Below are 19195 nucleotides of genomic sequence, written 5' to 3' on the forward strand. Positions count from 1 at the left end.
GTTGTCCACAAATGTTAATAACATTGCCCCGCTAAAGCACCTTATCCGCGTGTACCCGCAAGCAAATACAATACGGCCATCCGTACAGCCACACCATTTTCCACCTGGTCCAGGATAATCGAATGATGGCTGTCGGCCACATCACTGGTGATCTCCACGCCACGGTTTATCGGTCCGGGGTGCATGATCGTTATCTCTTTGTCGAGTGAATCGAGCAATTGCTTATTCAACCCGTAAAGCATGGCATATTCCCGTAGGGACGGGAAATAGGCAATATCCTGCCTTTCCAATTGGATACGCAGCATATTAGCTACATCGCACCAGTTGAGTGCATTGACTAAGTTATACTCAACCTTTACCCCGAGCGAACTGATATATTTGGGTATTAAGGTCGTGGGGCCGCACACCATTACCTCCGCACCCAGTTGGCGGAGGCATAGGATATTCGACAACGCGACCCTAGAATGCAAGATATCGCCAATAATAGCGACTTTCTTCCCCGCTACATCCCCATAACGTTCGCGGATAGAGAACGCATCCAATAAAGCTTGGGTAGGATGCTCATGCGCGCCGTCACCCGCATTGACGATCTGTGCCTTTACATGTTTACTCAAAAAAATCCCCGCCCCGGGGTACGGATGCCGCATGACAATCATATCCACCTTCATGGCCAAAATGTTGTTTACGGTATCGATGAGCGTCTCTCCTTTGCTCACCGAGGACGAAGAAGCCGCAAAGTTGATGGTGTCCGCAGATAGCCGCTTTTCCGCCAACTCAAACGAAAGCCGCGTACGGGTAGAGTTTTCAAAAAAGACATTGGCTATCGTGATATCACGCAACGAAGGGACCTTTTTTATCGGACGGTTCAGCACGTCCTTGAAATTGTCAGCTGTCTCGAAAATAAGCTGAATATCGTCCTCGTTAAGGTCTTTAATACCTAAAAGGTGACGCGTGCTGAGTTGCCTTGATGTTGTCATTGATTGCAAAAAACGATGGTCTTAACTTTCTTCTTCTGTCAGTAATGTAATCCTATCGTGCGTATCCACTTCTTTCCACCTCACGGTTACCCGTTGTGAATCTATGGAATCCACCTGAATGCCGATGTAATCGGGCTCGATGGGCAATTGCCGTGAAAAACGACGATCCACCAGGACTAACAATTCTATCTTGGCAGGACGTCCGAATGCTTGCAGTGCATCCATCGCCGCGCGGATGGTCCTTCCGGTCCACAGCACGTCATCCATAAGGATGACCTTCTTGCCCTCTACAATGAAATCAATATGTGTGCTGCTCGGCACCAGCGGCCCACTGTCTTTTCTTCGGAAATCGTCGCGAAAAAAGGTGATGTCCAACTCACCGTAAGCAATGGCCGATACGCCTTCTATCTCCTTTAGCTCCTCCACAATCCGCCTTCCAAGATAGATACCCCGGGGCTGAATACCAATAATCACCGAATCGGAGAAGTCGGCATGATTCTCTATCAGTTGATGACACAGTCGCTGAATAGTAATCTGGAATTTCTGACCTTCCAATAATATAGATTGTTTCATCAAAAACAATTATTGATTGATTGTATGTTCTTCAGTGGCATCAATGAGATCGCTACGCTGAGTTTTCCTTTGGCCAGATGGAACCTGCATTTCATCGCCTTTTCCGTCGGGCACTGACCTATCAGGCCTCAGTCGAAACTGACTTTCAAATCGGCACGGAATACGGCACAAACCTACTACATTTTTTTGACTTACCATGTCCCCGTACAATATTTTTCCGCCATCACAGCCTATCCAACAGCCTCGAATCCATCGTAAAAACTTCAGGTTTGGAAAATCTCAGGGCATTGAAATTCACGGCCTGTGTATTGATAATGACATTGCGCTCAGATGGAACAATTACCGACGGCACGGAGAAGGCCACAATGGAAGGTTCGTTGAGGATCTGTGCGCCTAACCACTGCGAATAACCAACGTTATCCGGCCAATCATCCACCAAGCGCGAACTATCGGCATGGTAAATCCGGCCCGCAGCTTCCGGTATTTCAATTTGCAAAAGCATCAATTCCGTCATATTTTCCCTCCCCCGGGCATGTACAAATTTCTCCAACAAAGCGAGCGAAATATGTTCGCTGGTATACAGACAGGCCAGGCCTTTTGGATTCCAGCGACCGCCGTACAATCGGGCTCCCACACCTGCCATGTCCATGATGTAATTTCGGGCAGCCAACCGGTACACCTTCATGCTCAACTGTAAACACCATAAATCATCCGGCCCAGCTCATCGGCAATAAGCTGAACCCCACCAAAAGACTGTAGCGCCTCGAATCCAATATCCTTGCCAAGGATGGACTTCGGCATACGAAGCCAGGCTTCAAAAGCCTTTACATTGTCAAAAACCGACAAGCCTGTATTGGCCAACGCAGCCAGCTGATGAAGATGCTCGGCATGTAACCCTTCGAATGGTTTCTGATCCTTAAGGTAGCGCTGCAACGTACGCTCGCTAATGTGGAGAATGCCCGCCCATTCCTGCTGCGTGAAAGGCAACTTCTCGCTAAGGGATTCAAATTGGGATATCGGAAACAAACCGAGCTCCACAGAAGACAAATACATAGCCGCCGGCTCCGTAGCTAGTCGAGCGCTTATGGCCGACGATTGCGGCTTGTCGTATTGGATAGCTTTCATGATTACGCCTTTTGTCATGCAAACATACGACAATTGTTTGACTCCTAAAAATTCATTTGTAAGGAGGCTATCCGCCCATTTGCCCCAGCCAGAACCACCCAGGTACCGGCTTTGGCTTGCCGCACCACATGGAAACCCTCCTTTGAAACGGCATTCCACGTCATCCCGCCATCCGACGAAATATCCACACCCGATGTACCAACGGCCACTAAATCACGCGCACCTACATACTCGGCGGCCGAACGGAAACCATGGGTACCCACCATCGGCTGTTGCCATGTAGCACCACCGTCGGCAGTCACGAATACGACACTGTCCGTGCTCCGATCTACCTGATAGTCACCGCCAACTACGACACCGTGCCTTTCATCCCGGAAGGCCACGGAGAATATTCCGGTGGAAGCGCTGCCGTGGATAATCGGGCAACCATAGGCCCGCCACGTATTCCCATGGTCTGCTGAATGCAAAAGCCGGGCGTGGCTGCCCCCTGTGCCGATAAACGCATGCCCTGCCGACAAGGTACGGATGCCGGTCCCGCTGGCAGCAAACCCGGCTTCACCATCGCCCAGACGGACGTCGGCCTGTTCACTGATGTCTTGCCATGTCTTTCCCCGGTCTTCGGTTGCCAGCAGTTGCATAACGCCGTCAATCGGATCACCGTAGGCCAGTCCCCTCCCGTTGTCCCAGAAATCCATGCCGTCAAAAAAAATTTCGTGCCGCTCATCCCGGTAGGTTTCCTGCCAGGTCGTGCCCCCATCAGTAGTGCGGAGTATCACTAAGGGCGATCCAGCGCTGATAATAATTGCCTCAAGGCCCGAAAACACCTCGATATCACGGAAGTCTGTCGCTTCATGGCCGGCTACCTGTTGCCAGCGCCATGTTCGTCCGCCATCCGTCGTACGGCTTACCCAACCAGCGCTCCCGCTTACCCAAGCTACCGAATCGTCGAGTACTGAAAGCCCACGGATACTGGTTGGCTTACCCCCTTCCAACATCGCGATTTGTGCCCCTTGTCCGTATGCAGATAGCACCACGGCACAGCTACTGATGATGCCTAATAACCACTTCATCGTATTCCTTTCGTTAACCGCCCCTAACCCTTGTCAAAAAACACTTGCCGATACCGGTCAAACACAGCCATAGCCGCCTGATGCTGCTTTTGCTGTCCGCGCGCCGCTGCCACAAATGCAAATTGTTGCAATGCAACCAGGCTATCGCGTATGGCCATGCCCTCGATATTGGGCTTGGTCGCTGCGATGGCCGCGTAGTAAGCCAGCTGCTCATCCAAAAAAGCCACATTCCGATCCAGCAATTCATTGGCTTTAGCCGTTTCTCCCACCTCATACAGCTGATCTGTCAATACGGGGTAACGCGCGGCGAGCTCCACCAGATGGATCCGCTCGGGCAGCACCTCCACCGCACGGTTTACTACATCATGTGCGGCATCTTTCTTTCCTTCCGCTATCAGCATCTCGGCTGTATCTGAAAACACCTTCATCGATTGGCCCACGAGCGCATAGGAGGTGGGATCAAGGTGTGCCGTTTCTTTCATGTTGCCCCAGGCATATTGCTGCATAATGTTTTCATAAGTGGCCTCCGTATTGACCAACCGCTTACCGTCTTTACCTTCCGCTCGTGCGTTTACCGGCATCAGCCTTAAGGCAAACCCTTCGGACACCAGGTAGTCGTCAAGTCCGAGCCGTTGACGTTCAGGCACCGAAAACGCAAAGTATATGGGGCGTTTCCACGCATTATGCACGAGGACGTCCATCATTGCCAGCTCTGCACGGGTCACGATATCCTGGTTATAATTCCAGATCATGGTATCTACGATATCCCCGTACCACTTCGCAGGCACTACCTGGTTTTCAATTACCTGATCTTTATCCACCGTCAGCTTAAACCGTTTGGTCGGGAGAAAATTACGTCGTGTACCGTTTGAATATTCCAGTTGGTCTGACGGGTTATCGGATAGCAGCAGGGCCAGCAATGTTTCCAGCTCCACCGAATCCTGGATACCATAATCGTGATAATAAAGCACATCGCGTTGCCCTTTTACAAACTGGCGGTCCTCCATGGAAATGGGCAGTGCCCCGGCGTCATTAATAGGCTTCTTCATCTGCCGCACCTGCCAGTCCATCCCCAGCAAGCTTAAATTTACGACACGGACATCCGGCCTTATGCCCTCCACCTCCTGCAAGTACCAAAGGGGGTACGAATCGTTATCGATATAAGTAAACAGAATGGCGTTCGGCGCGCAGGATTCCAGGTAATTGCGTGCTATATCCCGGGCCATAAACTTTTGCGAGCGGTCGTGATCATCCCAACCTTCGGCAGCCATCAATATAGGCGCCGCGAACAATGCGATCCCGACGGCGACCGGTACGGCGGTGTGCCGATTCAATCGTCTGTTCAGCAGGTCTGCCACCGCTGCCGCCCCCATGCCTATCCATATAGCAAACGCATAAAACGAACCTGCATAAGCATAATCCCGTTCACGGGGCTGCAGCGGGCTCTGATTGAGGTAGAGCACAATAGCAAGGCCTGTAAAAAAGAACAGCAACCCCACGACTGCCATGTCTTTCCGATGCCGCCGCACATGCCAAACCAACCCCACAATGCCGAGCAACAACGGAAGGAAATAAAACGTATTGCGCGAAGGATCCATCCGCATCGCTTCGGGCAGATCATTTTGGCCGCCAAGCCGCCACTGATCAAGGAAGCTGATGCCGCTAATCCAGTTGCCTTCCGTATAGTTTTCGAAAAGCGGCTGCCTGTCGTTCTGCCGCCCGGCAAAATTCCACATAAAATACCGCCAATACATGTGACCGAGCTGGTAAGTGGTTAGAAACCTAAGGTTATCCGCAAATGCCGGCCGTTCCTGGTCGCCCAGGCCCAGCCAAGCGCGGTACGCCTGCGGATGGAAATCGCGATCGCTGTAAACGCGGGGAAACACCGTCGTGCGATCATATACGTATGTCAATGCTTTCCCGGCCACTTCGTACTTGGTCTCACCCTTACGGTAGGTGTTGGATCCCTGTTTGACATCGACGATATTGGCATCAAAGTACGGTCCGCTCAGCAACGGCTCGCTGCCAAACTGCCCCCGATTCAGGTACCATAAAAACGAAAAAGCATCATCGGGTTGACTGTTGTTCAAGGACGGATTGGCTTTCGCCCTGATAAGCACCATGGCAAATGAGCTATACCCAAAAATGATGAAGCTAAAACAGACAAACGCCATGTTCAGCATAGGTTTTGCACGGCGCATGGTATACCACAGGCCATAGGCAATACCACCTACCAACGACAGCGCAAACACAGCGGCGCCGGTTCCGAATCCTGCTCCCAACGTATTTACAAAGAAGAGGTCGGTATACGCAGCGAATTTGACGAGGTATTGAACCACTCCCCAAAGAATGAAGGCCAGCAGGGCACAACCAATCAATAACGCACGCGTCACGCCTCGGGCGGTCACTTTGGAAGTCCTGCGGAAATACACCACCAGCGCCAGTGCGGGAATGGTCAATAAATTGAGCAAGTGCACACCAATGGAGAGTCCCATGATGTATGCAATGAACACCAGCCACCGGTCGCCCCCCGGCTCATCGGCCCTCGCCTCCCATTTCAGGATGGCCCAAAAGACGACCGCCGTACATAGGGAAGACATGGCATAGACCTCTGATTCCACTGCGGAAAACCAAAACGTGTCCGAAAACGTGTACGCCATCGCGCCGACCACACCCGCCCCCATGATCTGAAGCAGCCCCATTGGGGTGAGCGGTTCACCGTTCTTCCAGCAAATTTTCCGCACCAGCGCCGTGATGGTCCAGAACAAGAACACAATGGTCAACCCGCTGGATAAGGCCGACCCGAAATTCATCCAATAGGCTATGCGTTGCGGATCACCGAATGCGAGGTTTGAAAACACATTTTGAAGCATCAAGAACAACGGCGCCCCCGGTTGGTGCACAATCTGCATACGGTACGCGGCAGCAATGAATTCGCCCGGATCCCACCAACTGGTTGTCGGTTCCATGGTCAATATATAGGTGATTGTGGCTGTCGCCGCACATAACCAGCCGACGAGATTGTTGATCTTTTGGTAATTCATGCTTATCCGGTTAGTCGGTATGCAATACGTTATTAATTGCATAAAATTAAGGGATAAGCAGATACGTTATCCTCACCACGGCCCGATTTAACATTTTTTAACATCGGCATGGCCGGTGTCAGTAATCCACAGGCAACTGCTTCATGAATTCGCTGACAGACGGGTGATCGGTCTTCTGAAAAGGCAGGCCCGTGCTACGCAAGCTTATGATTCGTGAGACCCTGAAGTCACGGTAGTCCTTGCGCAAGTGGCACCAGCCGATAACATGCCAGTTCAGCGCATAAAATATCAAGCCGACGGGCTCTATCCGCCTGCCGCTTTCTTCGCCGTCCGCCTTGCAATAGCGGATGTCCAGTATGGTCTTGGAGACGACCGCCTCCTGCAAGGCGGACAGGTGCTCATAGTCATGCCCTTTCAGGTCCCTGGGAAGTTGAAACCCCGTATTGCTGGTCAGGTATTCCAGCTTTTCTTTTTGGGAGTCGCGCATCACCGCTTTTACTTTATTCAGCGCGCTGGAATAATGCTTGCGGATGGATTTATCGGCAAACCCGGTCAGCAGATTTTCCATCAGTAACAGGGCATTGGCCTCCTCCAAGCTGAACGATACCGGCCGGAGGAAATATCCCTCTACGACGAAATAGCCCTTGTTTGGCTCGAAGCCTACGGGTATCCCCTGCTCATTCAGCGCTTTGATATCGCGGTACACGGTACGGATGCTAATATCGAACCGCTCGGCCAATTGATCGCCCATCACGTACCGGCGCGACTGCAAAAGGGTTAGGATGCCAAACAAACGGTCTATCCTGTTCATGGCAGTCTCCTAATTCGAGGGCACGCCGCCTCCGAAGAACCTGACCTCATACTGGCCGAAAATTTTGGAAACACGCGCAGCCAGATCGTCCTGCCCATGTTCTTTGGCTGATTCAGCAAACCTATTCAACGTAAACATGCTATACTGAATGTTTTGCATTTCCAGGTTGGGCTTCGTTTCTGCAATGGCGGCGAAGTAGCGAAGTTGTTCCTCCAAATACTTCACATTGCGCTCGGTCAGTGCATTAGCCTTTTCCGTCTCCCCCACCGCATATAGGTTGTCTACAATAAAGGAATAGCTGTAAGCATCCATGATCCGGTAAATTCGTTCGGGCAAGGTCTCCAGCGCATTGTTCAGCAATTTTTTAGCTTCATCTATCCGGCCTTCCGCGATAAGCGCCTCGGCGGGTGCCGCGTAGATATTGTTCAATATCAAGCTAATCATCCGATACGATTCCGGGTCGATGTACGGTGAATTCTTCATGTTACCCCATACATATTTATTCATGGCATGGTCATATACAGCGTCTGCATTGACCAACCCCTGTGAGGAGTTCTGTACCATATTAATGGGCATCAGCCGGAGCGCAAACCCCTCGGAAACCAAGTATTTGTCCAACCCCATGAAATTTTCGCTCGGCACCGTGGTCGCAAAATAAATAGGCCGTTCCCAATTGTTGTTTACCAGGATATCCATGATGGCCAATTCTGCACGGGATACATAATTACGGTTGTAAGTCCACTGGAGGACGTCAACAATGCTATCCTGCCAGCGTTCGGGGACAACGTTGTGTTTGATGACGTCGTCTTTGTTGATGGTAAGCTGCAAGTTCTTGGTCGGCAGGAAATTCTCAGGCGCCTCGCCCTGTATCTGCCGTTTATCATTCGGATTGTCGGACAACATCAGGGCAACGATATTCTTCAGTTCGACCGCACCGGGAATTTTCGCGTCCTGATAGTAGATAACGTCGCGCACTCCCTTTACATATTTTTCATCCGGAATGGTGATGGGTAGCGGCTCCGCTTCATTCACCCCGTCTTTCATCTGCCGCACGTACCAATCCGCGCTCAATAAGCTGAGGTTGACCACGCGTACATCCGGCCGCACGTTCTCCACCTCCTGGGCATACCACAACGGATACGTATCGTTATCCCCGTATGTAAAAAGAATGGCATTCGGTGCGCAGGATTCCAAGTAATCCTTGGCAATATCGCGCGCCAGGAACTTCTGGGAGCGATCGTGGTCATCCCACCCGTCCTTAGCCAAAATCACCGGGCCAGCCAGCAGGCCGATGACGGCAGCCACCAGCCCAGCCGTACGGGCATTGAGCTTCCGCACCAACCAATCACTGATCCCCACGACACCCAAGCCAATCCAGATGGCAAATGCATAGAACGACCCTGCATACGCATAATCACGTTCGCGCGGTTGCAGGGGCGTTTGGTTGAGGTACAGGACGATGGCCAATCCGGTCATAAAAAACAACAGCCCCACCACGCCTGCATCCCGCTGGCGGCGTTTGAAGTGCCAGAACGCGCCTATCAATCCCAGAATCAGGGGCAAAAAATAAAACTTATTGTATGAAGGATCCGTCAGCTGCGATTGCGGCAGTGCGTCTTGTCCACCCACATGCAGCTGATCGATAAACTTGATGCCGCTAATCCAATTGCCCGTGGTGAGATCACCATGGCCCTGCTGATCATTCTGCCGGCCCACGAAATTCCAAAGGAAATACCGCCCATACATATGGCCTACCTGGTAGCTGAAGAAAAAGCGCAGGTTATCGCCAAACGTGGGTTGCTCGTTTTCGCCCAAGTTGAGGTAGCTGCGGTAATATTGCTGGTGGGACGGCTCGCGATAGCCATATATCCTCGGGAAGATGGTCTCCCGATCAAAAACGTAATCAAAATTTTGGCCGGCCACCTCATACTTTTCCGCCCCCTGCCGATAGATTTTACTTCCGTAGTTGACATCTATCGGCCGAGAGTCAAAGTAAGGCCCCTTAAAAAGCGGATTATCACCGTATTGTTCGCGGTTGAGGTAGCTTAAGAACGCAAACGCGTTGTCGGGGTCGCTGTTATTCAACGTCGGGTTCGCTTTGGCACGGATAAGAATCATGGCAAAAGAACTGTAACCGAATACGATGAAAGCGAACGACAGCAGGATAATGTTAAGCAACGGTTTTGCTCGCTGTATGGAATACCATATTCCGTAAACGGTGCCACCGATGAGCAGCAGGGCAAATACCACCACGCCGGACCCGAAACCCATCCCCAGTGTATTCACAAAAAACAAATCAAAGTAAGCCGCAAACTTGATCAGGTATTGGATAATCCCCCACAATACGACGGCTACCACGACAAAGCCGATAAGTAATGCCTTAAGTGCCCCGCCGCTTGTGACCCGTTGCGTACGGCGGAAATAAATGACCAGAGCGATCGCAGGGATTGCCAGCAAATTCAGGAGATGCACACCGATGGATAGCCCCATAATATAAGCGATGAAAAGCAGCCACTTGTCTGACCCCTGCTCATCAGCACGTGCTTCCCATTTCAAAATCGCCCAGAAGACCACCGCTGTACAAAGGGAAGACATGGCGTATACCTCGGATTCGACCGCCGAAAACCAAAACGTATCTGAGAAAGTGTAAGCCAACGCACCTACCGCACCGGCTCCCATGATTTGAATTAAACCACTTTCCGTAAGATCTGTCCCTGCCTTCCATACCACCTTGCGGGCCAGTGCCGTAATGCTCCAAAACAAAAAGACGATGGTCAATCCACTGGATACCGCCGAGCCAACGTTCATCCAAAACGCAATGCGCTCGGGGTTGCCAAACGCCAAATTCGAAAAGACATTCTGCAGCATCAGGAACAACGGGGCTCCCGGCTGGTGCACAATCTGCATCTTATAGGCCGAGGCGATAAACTCGCCCGTGTCCCAAAAGCTCGCGGTGCGCTCCGCCGTCAAAACGTATACAGTGGTCGCGATCAACCCGCATAACCAACCGATAATATTATTGATCTTATTGTAGTTCATAAAATATCGTGCGAATGGTCCATTACAAAATCACGCCCCGAAAATAAAGAATAGTACCGTAACACAAACATAATATTTGGTTTTTTAACACATGACGCATACTATCAAGCCCTTGCAGCAAAAAATAAAATATTTTTGCAATAATTGTTTTGTCGCCCTATATTTGCAGTCCCATTCGCAAGGGTGGTAATATAAGATTCGGATTGCCCGATAGTATAATGGTAGTACGACAGATTTTGGTTCTGTTTGTCTAGGTTCGAATCCTGGTCGGGCAACAAAAAAAAATTACGGATTGTCTTGCGGCAATCCGTAATTTTTTAACAGGTATTCTAATACGTGCAATCGAATCTTCATGGCACACTGGCATCTCGTAAACTGTGCAGCGATACACTACACACCGTATGGACTGGCGCAGTATACTTATGAATAAAATGTTTTGAAAAAAACAGGAAAGTTGTGGAAACAATGTTTATCTTAGCCTTACAGTGAAACATCACCATATCCCAATCCATTTGCTAACCCCAAAAACAACAACAGAACCATGCCTTTGCAATTCAATCCGGTAAAGCTTTTTTCCGGTTCCGGCTCCACGGAATTAGCCAAAAAAATCGCTCATGCTTACGGCAAAGATCTCGGTGCGATGACCGTTTCGTGCTTCAGCGACGGCGAAATTCAGCCATTTTACAATGAATCCGTCCGCGGATGTGATATCTTTCTCATCCAGTCGACCAATCAACCTACGGACAATCTATTTGAGTTGTTACTCATGATCGATGCTGCGAAGCGCGCTTCGGCACATTACATCACTGCCGTAGTGCCGTATTTCGGCTTTGCGCGGCAAGACCGCAAAGACAAACCCCGTGTAGCTATCGGCGCGAAAATGATTGCCAATCTCATTACTGCGGCAGGTGCACACCGTATTATGACCATGGATCTCCATGCCGCCCAGATACAGGGCTTCTTCGACATCCCGGTAGACCACCTGGATGCATCGGTTATCTTTGTGCCACACATCAAGTCACTTAACCTGCCGAACCTGACTATCGCCTCCCCCGACATGGGCGGATCATACCGTGCGCGCACATTTGCGAAGTTTTTCAACGCCGAGGTGGTCATTTGCGACAAGCAGCGCAAACGCGCCAATGAAATCGAATCCATGTCCATTATCGGTGACGTCACCGGACAGGACATTGTCCTCATTGATGACATCTGCGACACAGCTGGCACATTATCCAAAGCCGCTTCGCTCATCATGGAAAACGGCGCCACGAGCGTGCGTGCAGTGTGTACCCATCCTGTTTTATCCGGCAAGGCCTATGAAACAATCGAAAATTCTGCGCTCACCGAACTCATTGTTACGGACACCATTCCGTTGAAGCAGCCCAGTCCCAAAATCAAGGTGCTTTCCACGGCCAATCTGTTTGCAGAAGCCATTAAGAATGTCAATGAACACGGGTCTATCAGTAATCTTTTTAGAGTAGAATGACATAAAATAGAAATATAGAATATTTTTACATATCTTTGCGGCCTCAAATTTTAAACATAATTTTAGATTCAAAATGAAATCAATTGCTATTAGCGGTTCTTTGAGAAAGAACGTAGGGAAAAGAGATGCGAAGGAGCTGCGCTACGCTGGTAAGGTACCCGCAGTGCTCTACGGTGGTGAAAAACAATACCACTTTGCCGTATCCGCAACTGATTTGAAGCCGGCAATCTATACGCCGGATGTTCACTTCATCGACTTGGAAATTGAGGGCAAAAAGTTCGAAGCTGTCGTTCAGGACGCACAATTCCATCCCTTGACGGACCAGGTGCGCCATGTGGACTTCCTGGAGCTCAACGATAAAAAAGAAGTTGCCCTGGAAATCCCAATCAAGCTTACCGGTACTTCCCCCGGCGTAAAAATGGGTGGTAAATTGGTACAAAAACTTCGTAAACTACGCGTAAAAGCACTTCCGAAAGACTTACCTCAATACATCGAGGTGAGCTTGGAAAGCCTGGAGGTAGGCAAGTCTGTCCGCGTCGGCGAAATCCAACTGGAAAATGCACGTGTACTCAATAACGCTGACGATACCATTGTATCAGTCATCATGTCGCGCGCATTGCGCCAAGCCGAACAAGAAGCGGCTAAGGCTGACAAGAAAAAATAACTTATCACACCACATCTGTGAATGGGCAACCCTCAGCTGCGCAAGCACTGAGGGTTGCTTGTTTTAGTATGGGCTACCTGCCCCTGCCCGTCTTGAACATCCCTGGGAATAAATTCCCCATATTCCGCGGATACCCCGGAAACAATGGTGGAATCAATCACTGAAATACTCGCGGCTTACAAGGCTGACCATGTTGACCCGCTGGATTTCGCGGGGATATTCGAAGAAATCACAAAGCGAAAAACACCTGAAGATGTATTGGCTTATCTCCATGTATACGGTGAATTTCCAGGGGGATACCCAATGAAGCTGGAAGATTACATGTTTTAGCTTTAAGCCTTTATGTATATCTTTGCTGCCATCGATGCGTACAGTGCCGGACGATGTAGCAATCGTGCTGTCCAGCACAATAAATAACAAGCTGCATCATAACAGTTAATGGCAAAAAAAACGTTGATAGTGGGCCTTGGCAACATTGGCCCGGAATACGCGGATACCCGGCACAATATTGGCTTCATGGTGGCCGATGAGCTGGCTAAACAAGCAGGAACTACCTTCTCCACTCTTCGGCATGCTTACTATACCGAATACCGGCAACGCGGCAACAGCGTATACGTCATCAAGCCGACCACCTATATGAACTTAAGTGGCAAAGCCGTCAATTACTGGATGCACGAGTTGAAGATTCCATTGGAAGATATCCTGGTGATTGTAGATGATCTCGCCCTGCCATTTGGCAAGATACGGCTGCGGCCCAAAGGCAGTAGCGCCGGCCACAACGGACTAAAAAACATCGAAGCACTGTGCGGAGGGCAAGGGTACCCCCGGCTGCGCTTTGGCATCGGCGATAACTTTCCGAAAGGTAGGCAGGTAGATTACGTGCTAAGCGGATTTGATGACGATGAATTGCTGGAATTACCCACCCTCATCGAACGTGCGGTACAGATGGTAAACAGCGTTGTCCACGTAGGTGTGGAGCTGACCATGACACAGTTCAACAAATAGCTCCTTTCCAAATTTGCAGGTCCCCAAGGCTACCTAAATCATTGCCGGCGCTTGGTCGTGATTTCAATCACACCATTCCGCCCTTTGTCGCCGTACTTGTCGACCGCCGCCTTGTCCTTCCATACGCGGATCGCCTCAATATCATCGGGAGGAAGCAGCTTGAGCGTCATGTCCTCTTTTTCTTCGCCATCAATGATAACCAAAGCCCCATTGAAGTCTGCATTGCCCGTTGCTACGCCCCTGACAGCCACACGGCCTGCGGCATTGTCCGCATTGTTGTCCGTCACGGCGTTGTCTCCCAGCGTTTGCATGCCGTAGCCCCTGATGCGGATGCTGCTTTCCTGAAGCGTATCCGTGGTGCGCATCGGACTTCCCACAACAGCAACCTCTTCGAGTCCATCCAACGTGCGGCGGCCGCCACCCTCCGAGGCATCCCGCTTCGTCGTTATATATACGATACCGTTATCGCCACGGCGGCCATACAGTGCCGTTGCGGCTTCTCCTCCTTTGAGCACATCAATGCGTTCGATATGGTTCGGATTCAGCCCGTTTAAATCCCGCTCGGGATATATTTCTCCATCTACAACAAATAATGGCGGTGATGAAGAAAGGCTATCTGTCCGCCAAGCAGCCTGCTTAGCCAGCGGCACGTTAGGAAACATGTCGGCGAAGTTGAGCCGCTCCGCTGCGCGATTGTCCGGAACGGTCCCCTTGGGCACCGTTTCCCCGATAGGGTCCGAGCCGCCGTCAAGCATCATCGTAGCGTCATCGTCGGATACCGTTGCTACGGAGGGAGTATCCACCGCCGTCGCGACAGCCGGAATAATGCCGGCCGGATGTAGGCCATCCATTTCTGTTCGATGCTGGTATGCTTTTGTCACCGTAAATACCAGCACGAAAACAGCAACTGCGGGGATGGCAACCATGTATTTCCCCAGCTGCAACCGCGACGATCGCCGTTTATTCATCATCGCAATCCGGCGCTTCAGGCTTTTGAAATTAAACCCGTTCCCGATAGCCGGACTGCCGGCCGCATAGGTACCTACCTTCAGCAGGCTGTACTGATAGGCTTTCTTATCCACGCCGCTTTGCAGCACCCTCCTGTCGGTGATGAATTCCAGATTCTCGTAGATTGCATGGCGGATCAGCCAAGCACCAGGGTTAAACCAGCAAATCACGCCGCACAATTCGGCCAATAAGACGTCCAGCGTATGCAGCCCGTCCACATGGATTTGTTCGTGTTCAAAAATCTCCTCCAGTTCACATTCACTGTGGTTGTGTACATTGACATAGATGTGCTGCCAGAAAGAAAAAGGGAGCACATTACCAAAAACCTGCCGGTAACGGAATAGCCGCCACATTGCCGGCCGCGACCCGCGGTGTATGCGCCACAAGCTGCCCAGCCGCATCAACAACTTCATGGCAAACCATGCCACGCCACCGCCTATCAATGCCGTAACCAGCGGCCACCAATCAAACGTATCCGCAGGTACCTGCTGCCAGTCAGGAATGATATAGACAACCTCGCCTGGCAACGTCTGATCAGCCTTTTCCAACAGGGCACCCACGTCCACCAGGGGATAGCCCATCGAAAAAAACAAGGCAAACAACAGGTAAAACCGGTTGAGGGTGTAGAATGTCAGCTTGCGCAACAGCCATCTGTAGACAACGTAAAACAGGATAACGGCCAGATTGGCCTTCAGCAGGTATATGACAACATCAGGCACGGCTATTCGCTTTTTTCTTCCTTAATCATCCTGATGATGTCGTCCAGTTCATCCGCACTGATTTTTTCTTCCTTAGCGAAAAAACTCACCAGTTCTTTATAGGAATTTTTGAAGTAGTCGCTCACAAAACCGCTCATAAACATTTTTTTGTAATCTTCCTCCGCAACGATTGCCTCGTACCGATAAGCGTTGGCATACTTTACTGCCTTTACATACCCCTTGCGCTGCAAGTTTTTTATGGTGGAAGCCAGCGTAGTGTACGGCACTTTTTCTCCCGGCATGCGCTCAAGCAACTCTTTGACGAATCCACCGTTGTTGCGCCAAATCAATTGCATGGCATCCTCTTCCTGAATAGTCAGTTTTTCCATTTGCTTATGTTCGTGACGTAAAGTTACGAGGAAAACGTAGAACTCCAATATTTCCGTTAAAAATGATTTGTTTTATGGCGCCACACATTGGCCACCGTCGTTATTATATTAATTTAACATTAAAATGGCATCAAATAATCTGTTTAAACGCTTTTATATTTTCCCAATTTCATTACATTTGCAATTCATCCAATTAGATTATGTCAGAAACAGCTTCAATATCATTAAACGGAAAATCCTATGAACTGCCTGTTATCACAGGCACAGAAAATGAACAAGGTATCGATATATCGAAATTGCGCGATGTGTCGGGAGCAATTACCGTTGACCCAGGGTACAAAAATACGGGGGCCACTAAAAGTGCCATCACATTTTTAGACGGGGAAAAAGGCGTACTCCGCTACCGAGGGTATCCGATTGAGCAATTGGCTGAACATTCGACATTTTTGGAAGTGGCGTACCTGCTGATTTATGGCGAATTGCCTTCTTCAGACACCTTACTTGACTTCAGGAAGAAAATCAGCCGCCATACGCTCATCCATGAAGACATGAAAAAATTTTTTGATGGTTTTCCATCAAAATCGCATCCTATGGGGCAGCTCTCCTGCCTGGTGGGAGCACTGTCAGCTTTCTACCCTGAATCACTTAACCCCAATCCCAGTGAGGAAGAAGAAAACCTGACCATCATCAAGCTATTGGCCAAGATGCCGACCATCGTATCATGGATCTATAAGAAATCCCTCGGCCACCCCGTTATTTATCCCCGCAATGAGCTCAACTATGTGCACAATTTCCTCAATATGACATTCGGCCAAATCACCGAAGACATTGTCATTGATAAATCGGTGGTAAGTGCGATGCATAAGCTGCTTATCTTGCACGCCGACCATGAACAAAACTGCTCGACGTCCACGGTGCGTATCGTAGGCTCTTCAAATGCCAATTTATATGCATCCATATCAGCTGGCATCTCCGCACTTTGGGGGCCGCTGCACGGCGGCGCCAACCAAGCGGTCATTGAGATGCTCGAAAACATCAAAAACGATGGCGGCAACAGTGCAAAATGGTTGGCCAAGGCAAAAGACAAAAACGACCCCTTCCGGTTGATGGGCTTCGGTCACCGTGTATACAAAAATTTCGACCCGCGTGCAAAAATTATAAAAAAGGCCTGTGATGAGGTGCTGGATAAACTGGGCATCAATGATCCGGTACTTGACATTGCCAAAGAGCTTGAGGAGGCTGCACTGAAAGACCAGTACTTTGTGGACCGCAAGCTTTATCCCAATGTTGATTTTTATTCGGGGATTATCTACCGTGCATTGGGCTTCCCGACGGATATGTTTACCGTGTTGTTTGCACTGGGAAGGCTACCCGGATGGATTGCCCAATGGAAGGAAATGAAAGCCAACAAGGAACCCATCGGTCGCCCCAGGCAGATATACACCGGCAGCACGATAAGAGATTATGTGCCGTTGGATCAACGATAATCTTTTGTAAACCCAACGGATTCGAGCATCGGTTGGGTTTACACGCTTAGAATCATTCAAAATAATCTAGCGTCCCGCTGCGTATTATCGGGCCAATTCCTTATGTTTGCACGAATGTTTTAGCGTGTAAAGCAACGTGGTCTTCTATATTACATACATCATTGTCGCAATCGCATTATTTGGGTTCATTGCACTTTTCACCTTATTTGCGGTATACAGCGAGCGCAAGATAGCCGGCTTCGTCCAGGATCGTCTCGGTCCGATGGAAACGGGCAAGTACGGCAGCCTACAAACCTTGGCCGATATCCTCAAGCTTATCCAAAAGGAATTTATCACGCCTTCGGCAGCCGACAGCATATTGTTCAGCGTAGCGCCTGTTGTCATCTTCGCTGCCGTTTTTTTGGGTTTTGTCGTGATGCCTTGGGCACCGGGCATTGCCCCGGCAGCACTTCATTTGGGGCTTTTTTATGGGTTGGCCATCGTTTCGGTTGATGCCATCGGCCTCCTGATGGCCGGATGGGGATCCAACAATAAGTTTTCACTGCTTGGCTCCATGCGGGCTGTGGCGCAGATCATCTCCTATGAGATTCCCGCCGGCATCGCATTGATTGCCGCCGTAATGATCGCGCAGACACTTGATATGCAGGAAATCACACGCCAACAAGGTATTATGGTTGAAGATGAGCGCATCCTGTTTCTCGGGCTCTGGGATGTCAGCCACATCGGCGGTATACTGGCTTGGAACATCTTCCAAGCTCCGCACCTTTTACTTGCATACGTTATTTTTTTCATCGCTTCGCTTGCAGAATGCAACCGCGCGCCGTTTGACATTCCCGAAGCCGAATCCGAATTGGTCGGGGGCTTCCATACCGAATATGGCGGCCTGCGGTTCGCGTTTATTTTTCTGGCGGAGTATGCCATGATGTTTCTGGTAGCCATGATTGGCGTGACGGTCTTTCTTGGCGGATGGAATACACCATTACCCAACATCGGGACGGTGAAGCTGGCAGATTGGACCACGGGGCTGGCTTGGGGGATTTTCTGGACACTCATCAAGACGTTACTTGTCGTGGGCCTCCAAATGTGGATTCGGTGGACTTTACCCCGCCTGCGGGCTGACCAGCTTATGGCGCTTTGCTGGAAGGTGCTTACTCCATTGGCGTTCCTCTGTATGGCCCTTTCGGGGATATGGCGGGTGTGGGTGATCGTTGGTGGGTGATTGGGAACTGGCCCTCCCACCACAAAAAATTTAAAAAAATGTTCAAAACGACCTTACAAGCATTCATTACCGCAGCGAAGGGATTAGCTATCACGCTGGCGCACTTCATCGGCGCGCGCAGGTCTCGCCATGCGCTGGACATACGTAAGGCAGGTTATTTCGACAAACAGGAAGGGGTTACCACGGTACAATTCCCCAAGGAGAAGATGCCTATCCCCGAAGTAGCCCGCTACCAACTTGATGTGGAGATAGACGACTGCATTGTCTGCGACCTATGCGCCAAGGCCTGTCCCGTAGACTGCATCACCATCGAATCTGTCAAAGCCACAGGCGTCATCGGTAAAACTTCCGACGGTAGCGTCAAACGCTTATATGCTGCCAAATTTGATATCGACATGGCCAAATGCATGTATTGCGGACTATGCACGGTGGTATGTCCCACGGAATGCATCACCATGACGGACCTATACGATCGCAGTATGACCAATCTGGCGGAACTGACCTATTCCTTTGCGGAGATGAGCCCCCAGGAGGTAGAAGAAAAAAAACGGGAATGGTCCCTATTCCAGGCCGAAAAGGAGGCGGCAAAAAGGAAATAGC

Annotated in this window: 17 protein-coding genes and 1 tRNA gene; 8 read left to right on the forward strand and 10 right to left on the reverse strand. The window is 50.2% G+C overall.

Features of this window, described 5'->3' with window-relative positions:
- Positions 1-41 precede the first annotated feature (41 nt).
- The 8 genes from B5X72_RS10100 to B5X72_RS10135 all read right to left on the reverse strand — a co-directional run bounded on the left by B5X72_RS10100 (position 42) and on the right by B5X72_RS10135 (position 10639).
- Entirely contained in the window at positions 42-977 is a 936-nt protein-coding gene (locus B5X72_RS10100) for an aspartate carbamoyltransferase catalytic subunit (RefSeq protein WP_079716755.1), read from the reverse strand.
- 21 nt (positions 978-998) lie between these two features.
- Positions 999-1550 (reverse strand): bifunctional pyr operon transcriptional regulator/uracil phosphoribosyltransferase PyrR, encoded by a 552-nt coding sequence (gene pyrR / locus B5X72_RS10105; protein ID WP_079716756.1) that lies wholly within the window; start codon positions 1548-1550, stop codon positions 999-1001.
- A 223-nt stretch (positions 1551-1773) separates the two neighbouring features.
- Entirely contained in the window at positions 1774-2235 is a 462-nt protein-coding gene (locus tag B5X72_RS10110; protein ID WP_079716757.1) for an RES family NAD+ phosphorylase, read from the reverse strand.
- 2 nt (positions 2236-2237) lie between these two features.
- Positions 2238-2675 (reverse strand): type II RES/Xre toxin-antitoxin system antitoxin, encoded by a 438-nt coding sequence (parS, locus tag B5X72_RS10115; RefSeq protein ID WP_176146158.1) that lies wholly within the window; start codon positions 2673-2675, stop codon positions 2238-2240.
- A gap of 44 nt (positions 2676-2719) precedes the next feature.
- Positions 2720-3745 carry a WD40/YVTN/BNR-like repeat-containing protein gene (locus tag B5X72_RS10120; RefSeq protein ID WP_079716759.1) on the reverse strand — a complete coding sequence of 342 codons (1026 nt, stop codon included), beginning with the start codon at positions 3743-3745 and terminating at the stop codon, positions 2720-2722.
- 23 nt (positions 3746-3768) lie between these two features.
- Entirely contained in the window at positions 3769-6789 is a 3021-nt protein-coding gene (locus B5X72_RS10125) for a glycosyltransferase family 117 protein (RefSeq protein ID WP_079716760.1), read from the reverse strand.
- Between the two features lie 118 nt (positions 6790-6907).
- On the reverse strand, positions 6908-7600 hold the full coding sequence (locus B5X72_RS10130; RefSeq protein WP_079716761.1) for a helix-turn-helix transcriptional regulator: 693 nt from the start codon (positions 7598-7600) through the stop codon (positions 6908-6910).
- Between the two features lie 9 nt (positions 7601-7609).
- Positions 7610-10639, reverse strand: coding sequence for a glycosyltransferase family 117 protein (locus tag B5X72_RS10135; RefSeq protein WP_079716762.1), 3030 nt, complete (start codon positions 10637-10639; stop codon positions 7610-7612).
- Positions 10640-10843: 204 nt separating this feature from the next.
- Here B5X72_RS10135 and B5X72_RS10140 point away from each other — a divergent pair.
- The 5 genes from B5X72_RS10140 (at position 10844) to pth (ending at position 13794) form a co-directional block, all read left to right on the forward strand.
- A tRNA-Gln gene (locus B5X72_RS10140) sits at positions 10844-10914 on the forward strand.
- Between the two features lie 266 nt (positions 10915-11180).
- Positions 11181-12125, forward strand: coding sequence for a ribose-phosphate pyrophosphokinase (locus B5X72_RS10145; RefSeq protein ID WP_079716763.1), 945 nt, complete (start codon positions 11181-11183; stop codon positions 12123-12125).
- A 73-nt stretch (positions 12126-12198) separates the two neighbouring features.
- Positions 12199-12789, forward strand: a complete 591-nt coding sequence (locus tag B5X72_RS10150; protein ID WP_079716764.1) for a 50S ribosomal protein L25/general stress protein Ctc — start codon at positions 12199-12201, stop codon at positions 12787-12789.
- A 144-nt stretch (positions 12790-12933) separates the two neighbouring features.
- Complete coding sequence (locus B5X72_RS20555; RefSeq protein ID WP_139378633.1) at positions 12934-13119, forward strand: hypothetical protein; 186 nt, start codon at positions 12934-12936, stop codon at positions 13117-13119.
- 108 nt (positions 13120-13227) lie between these two features.
- Entirely contained in the window at positions 13228-13794 is a 567-nt protein-coding gene (pth, locus tag B5X72_RS10160) for an aminoacyl-tRNA hydrolase (RefSeq protein ID WP_079716766.1), read from the forward strand.
- A 38-nt stretch (positions 13795-13832) separates the two neighbouring features.
- On the opposite strand, the gene B5X72_RS10165 is transcribed toward pth, so the two are convergent.
- Together B5X72_RS10165 and B5X72_RS10170 are read right to left on the reverse strand one after the other, a co-directional pair.
- On the reverse strand, positions 13833-15521 hold the full coding sequence (locus B5X72_RS10165) for a M56 family metallopeptidase (protein ID WP_079716767.1): 1689 nt from the start codon (positions 15519-15521) through the stop codon (positions 13833-13835).
- 2 nt (positions 15522-15523) lie between these two features.
- The gene (locus tag B5X72_RS10170; RefSeq protein WP_079716768.1) at positions 15524-15889 is read right to left on the reverse strand and encodes a BlaI/MecI/CopY family transcriptional regulator; all 366 of its coding nucleotides are present in this window, start codon (positions 15887-15889) and stop codon (positions 15524-15526) included.
- Positions 15890-16089: 200 nt separating this feature from the next.
- Between B5X72_RS10170 and B5X72_RS10175 the strand changes: the two genes are divergently transcribed.
- The 3 genes from B5X72_RS10175 (at position 16090) to B5X72_RS10185 (ending at position 19194) form a co-directional block, all read left to right on the forward strand.
- Positions 16090-17376, forward strand: coding sequence for a citrate synthase (locus tag B5X72_RS10175; RefSeq protein WP_079716769.1), 1287 nt, complete (start codon positions 16090-16092; stop codon positions 17374-17376).
- 136 nt (positions 17377-17512) lie between these two features.
- Positions 17513-18595 carry a complex I subunit 1/NuoH family protein gene (locus B5X72_RS10180; RefSeq protein WP_079716770.1) on the forward strand — a complete coding sequence of 361 codons (1083 nt, stop codon included), beginning with the start codon at positions 17513-17515 and terminating at the stop codon, positions 18593-18595.
- A gap of 38 nt (positions 18596-18633) precedes the next feature.
- Positions 18634-19194: a 4Fe-4S binding protein gene (locus B5X72_RS10185; RefSeq protein WP_079716968.1), complete on the forward strand. Its 561-nt coding sequence runs from the start codon at positions 18634-18636 to the stop codon at positions 19192-19194.
- Position 19195: the final 1 nt, after the last annotated feature.

This window comes from Parapedobacter luteus, from assembly GCF_900168055.1.
Classification (GTDB): domain Bacteria; phylum Bacteroidota; class Bacteroidia; order Sphingobacteriales; family Sphingobacteriaceae; genus Parapedobacter; species Parapedobacter luteus.

What these genes read in the sequence shown, in the direction of transcription:
- B5X72_RS10100 (WP_079716755.1), bottom strand. Translation starts at nt 977, where the DNA reads ATGACAACATCAAGGCAACTCAGCACGCGTCACCTTTTAGGTATTAAA.
- pyrR (WP_079716756.1), bottom strand. Translation starts at nt 1,550, where the DNA reads ATGAAACAATCTATATTATTGGAAGGTCAGAAATTCCAGATTACTATT.
- B5X72_RS10110 (WP_079716757.1), bottom strand. Translation starts at nt 2,235, where the DNA reads ATGAAGGTGTACCGGTTGGCTGCCCGAAATTACATCATGGACATGGCA.
- parS (WP_176146158.1), bottom strand. Translation starts at nt 2,675, where the DNA reads ATGAAAGCTATCCAATACGACAAGCCGCAATCGTCGGCCATAAGCGCT.
- B5X72_RS10120 (WP_079716759.1), bottom strand. Translation starts at nt 3,745, where the DNA reads ATGAAGTGGTTATTAGGCATCATCAGTAGCTGTGCCGTGGTGCTATCT.
- B5X72_RS10125 (WP_079716760.1), bottom strand. Translation starts at nt 6,789, where the DNA reads ATGAATTACCAAAAGATCAACAATCTCGTCGGCTGGTTATGTGCGGCG.
- B5X72_RS10130 (WP_079716761.1), bottom strand. Translation starts at nt 7,600, where the DNA reads ATGAACAGGATAGACCGTTTGTTTGGCATCCTAACCCTTTTGCAGTCG.
- B5X72_RS10135 (WP_079716762.1), bottom strand. Translation starts at nt 10,639, where the DNA reads ATGAACTACAATAAGATCAATAATATTATCGGTTGGTTATGCGGGTTG.
- B5X72_RS10145 (WP_079716763.1), top strand. Translation starts at nt 11,181, where the DNA reads ATGCCTTTGCAATTCAATCCGGTAAAGCTTTTTTCCGGTTCCGGCTCC.
- B5X72_RS10150 (WP_079716764.1), top strand. Translation starts at nt 12,199, where the DNA reads ATGAAATCAATTGCTATTAGCGGTTCTTTGAGAAAGAACGTAGGGAAA.
- B5X72_RS20555 (WP_139378633.1), top strand. Translation starts at nt 12,934, where the DNA reads ATGGTGGAATCAATCACTGAAATACTCGCGGCTTACAAGGCTGACCAT.
- pth (WP_079716766.1), top strand. Translation starts at nt 13,228, where the DNA reads ATGGCAAAAAAAACGTTGATAGTGGGCCTTGGCAACATTGGCCCGGAA.
- B5X72_RS10170 (WP_079716768.1), bottom strand. Translation starts at nt 15,889, where the DNA reads ATGGAAAAACTGACTATTCAGGAAGAGGATGCCATGCAATTGATTTGG.
- B5X72_RS10175 (WP_079716769.1), top strand. Translation starts at nt 16,090, where the DNA reads ATGTCAGAAACAGCTTCAATATCATTAAACGGAAAATCCTATGAACTG.
- B5X72_RS10185 (WP_079716968.1), top strand. Translation starts at nt 18,634, where the DNA reads ATGTTCAAAACGACCTTACAAGCATTCATTACCGCAGCGAAGGGATTA.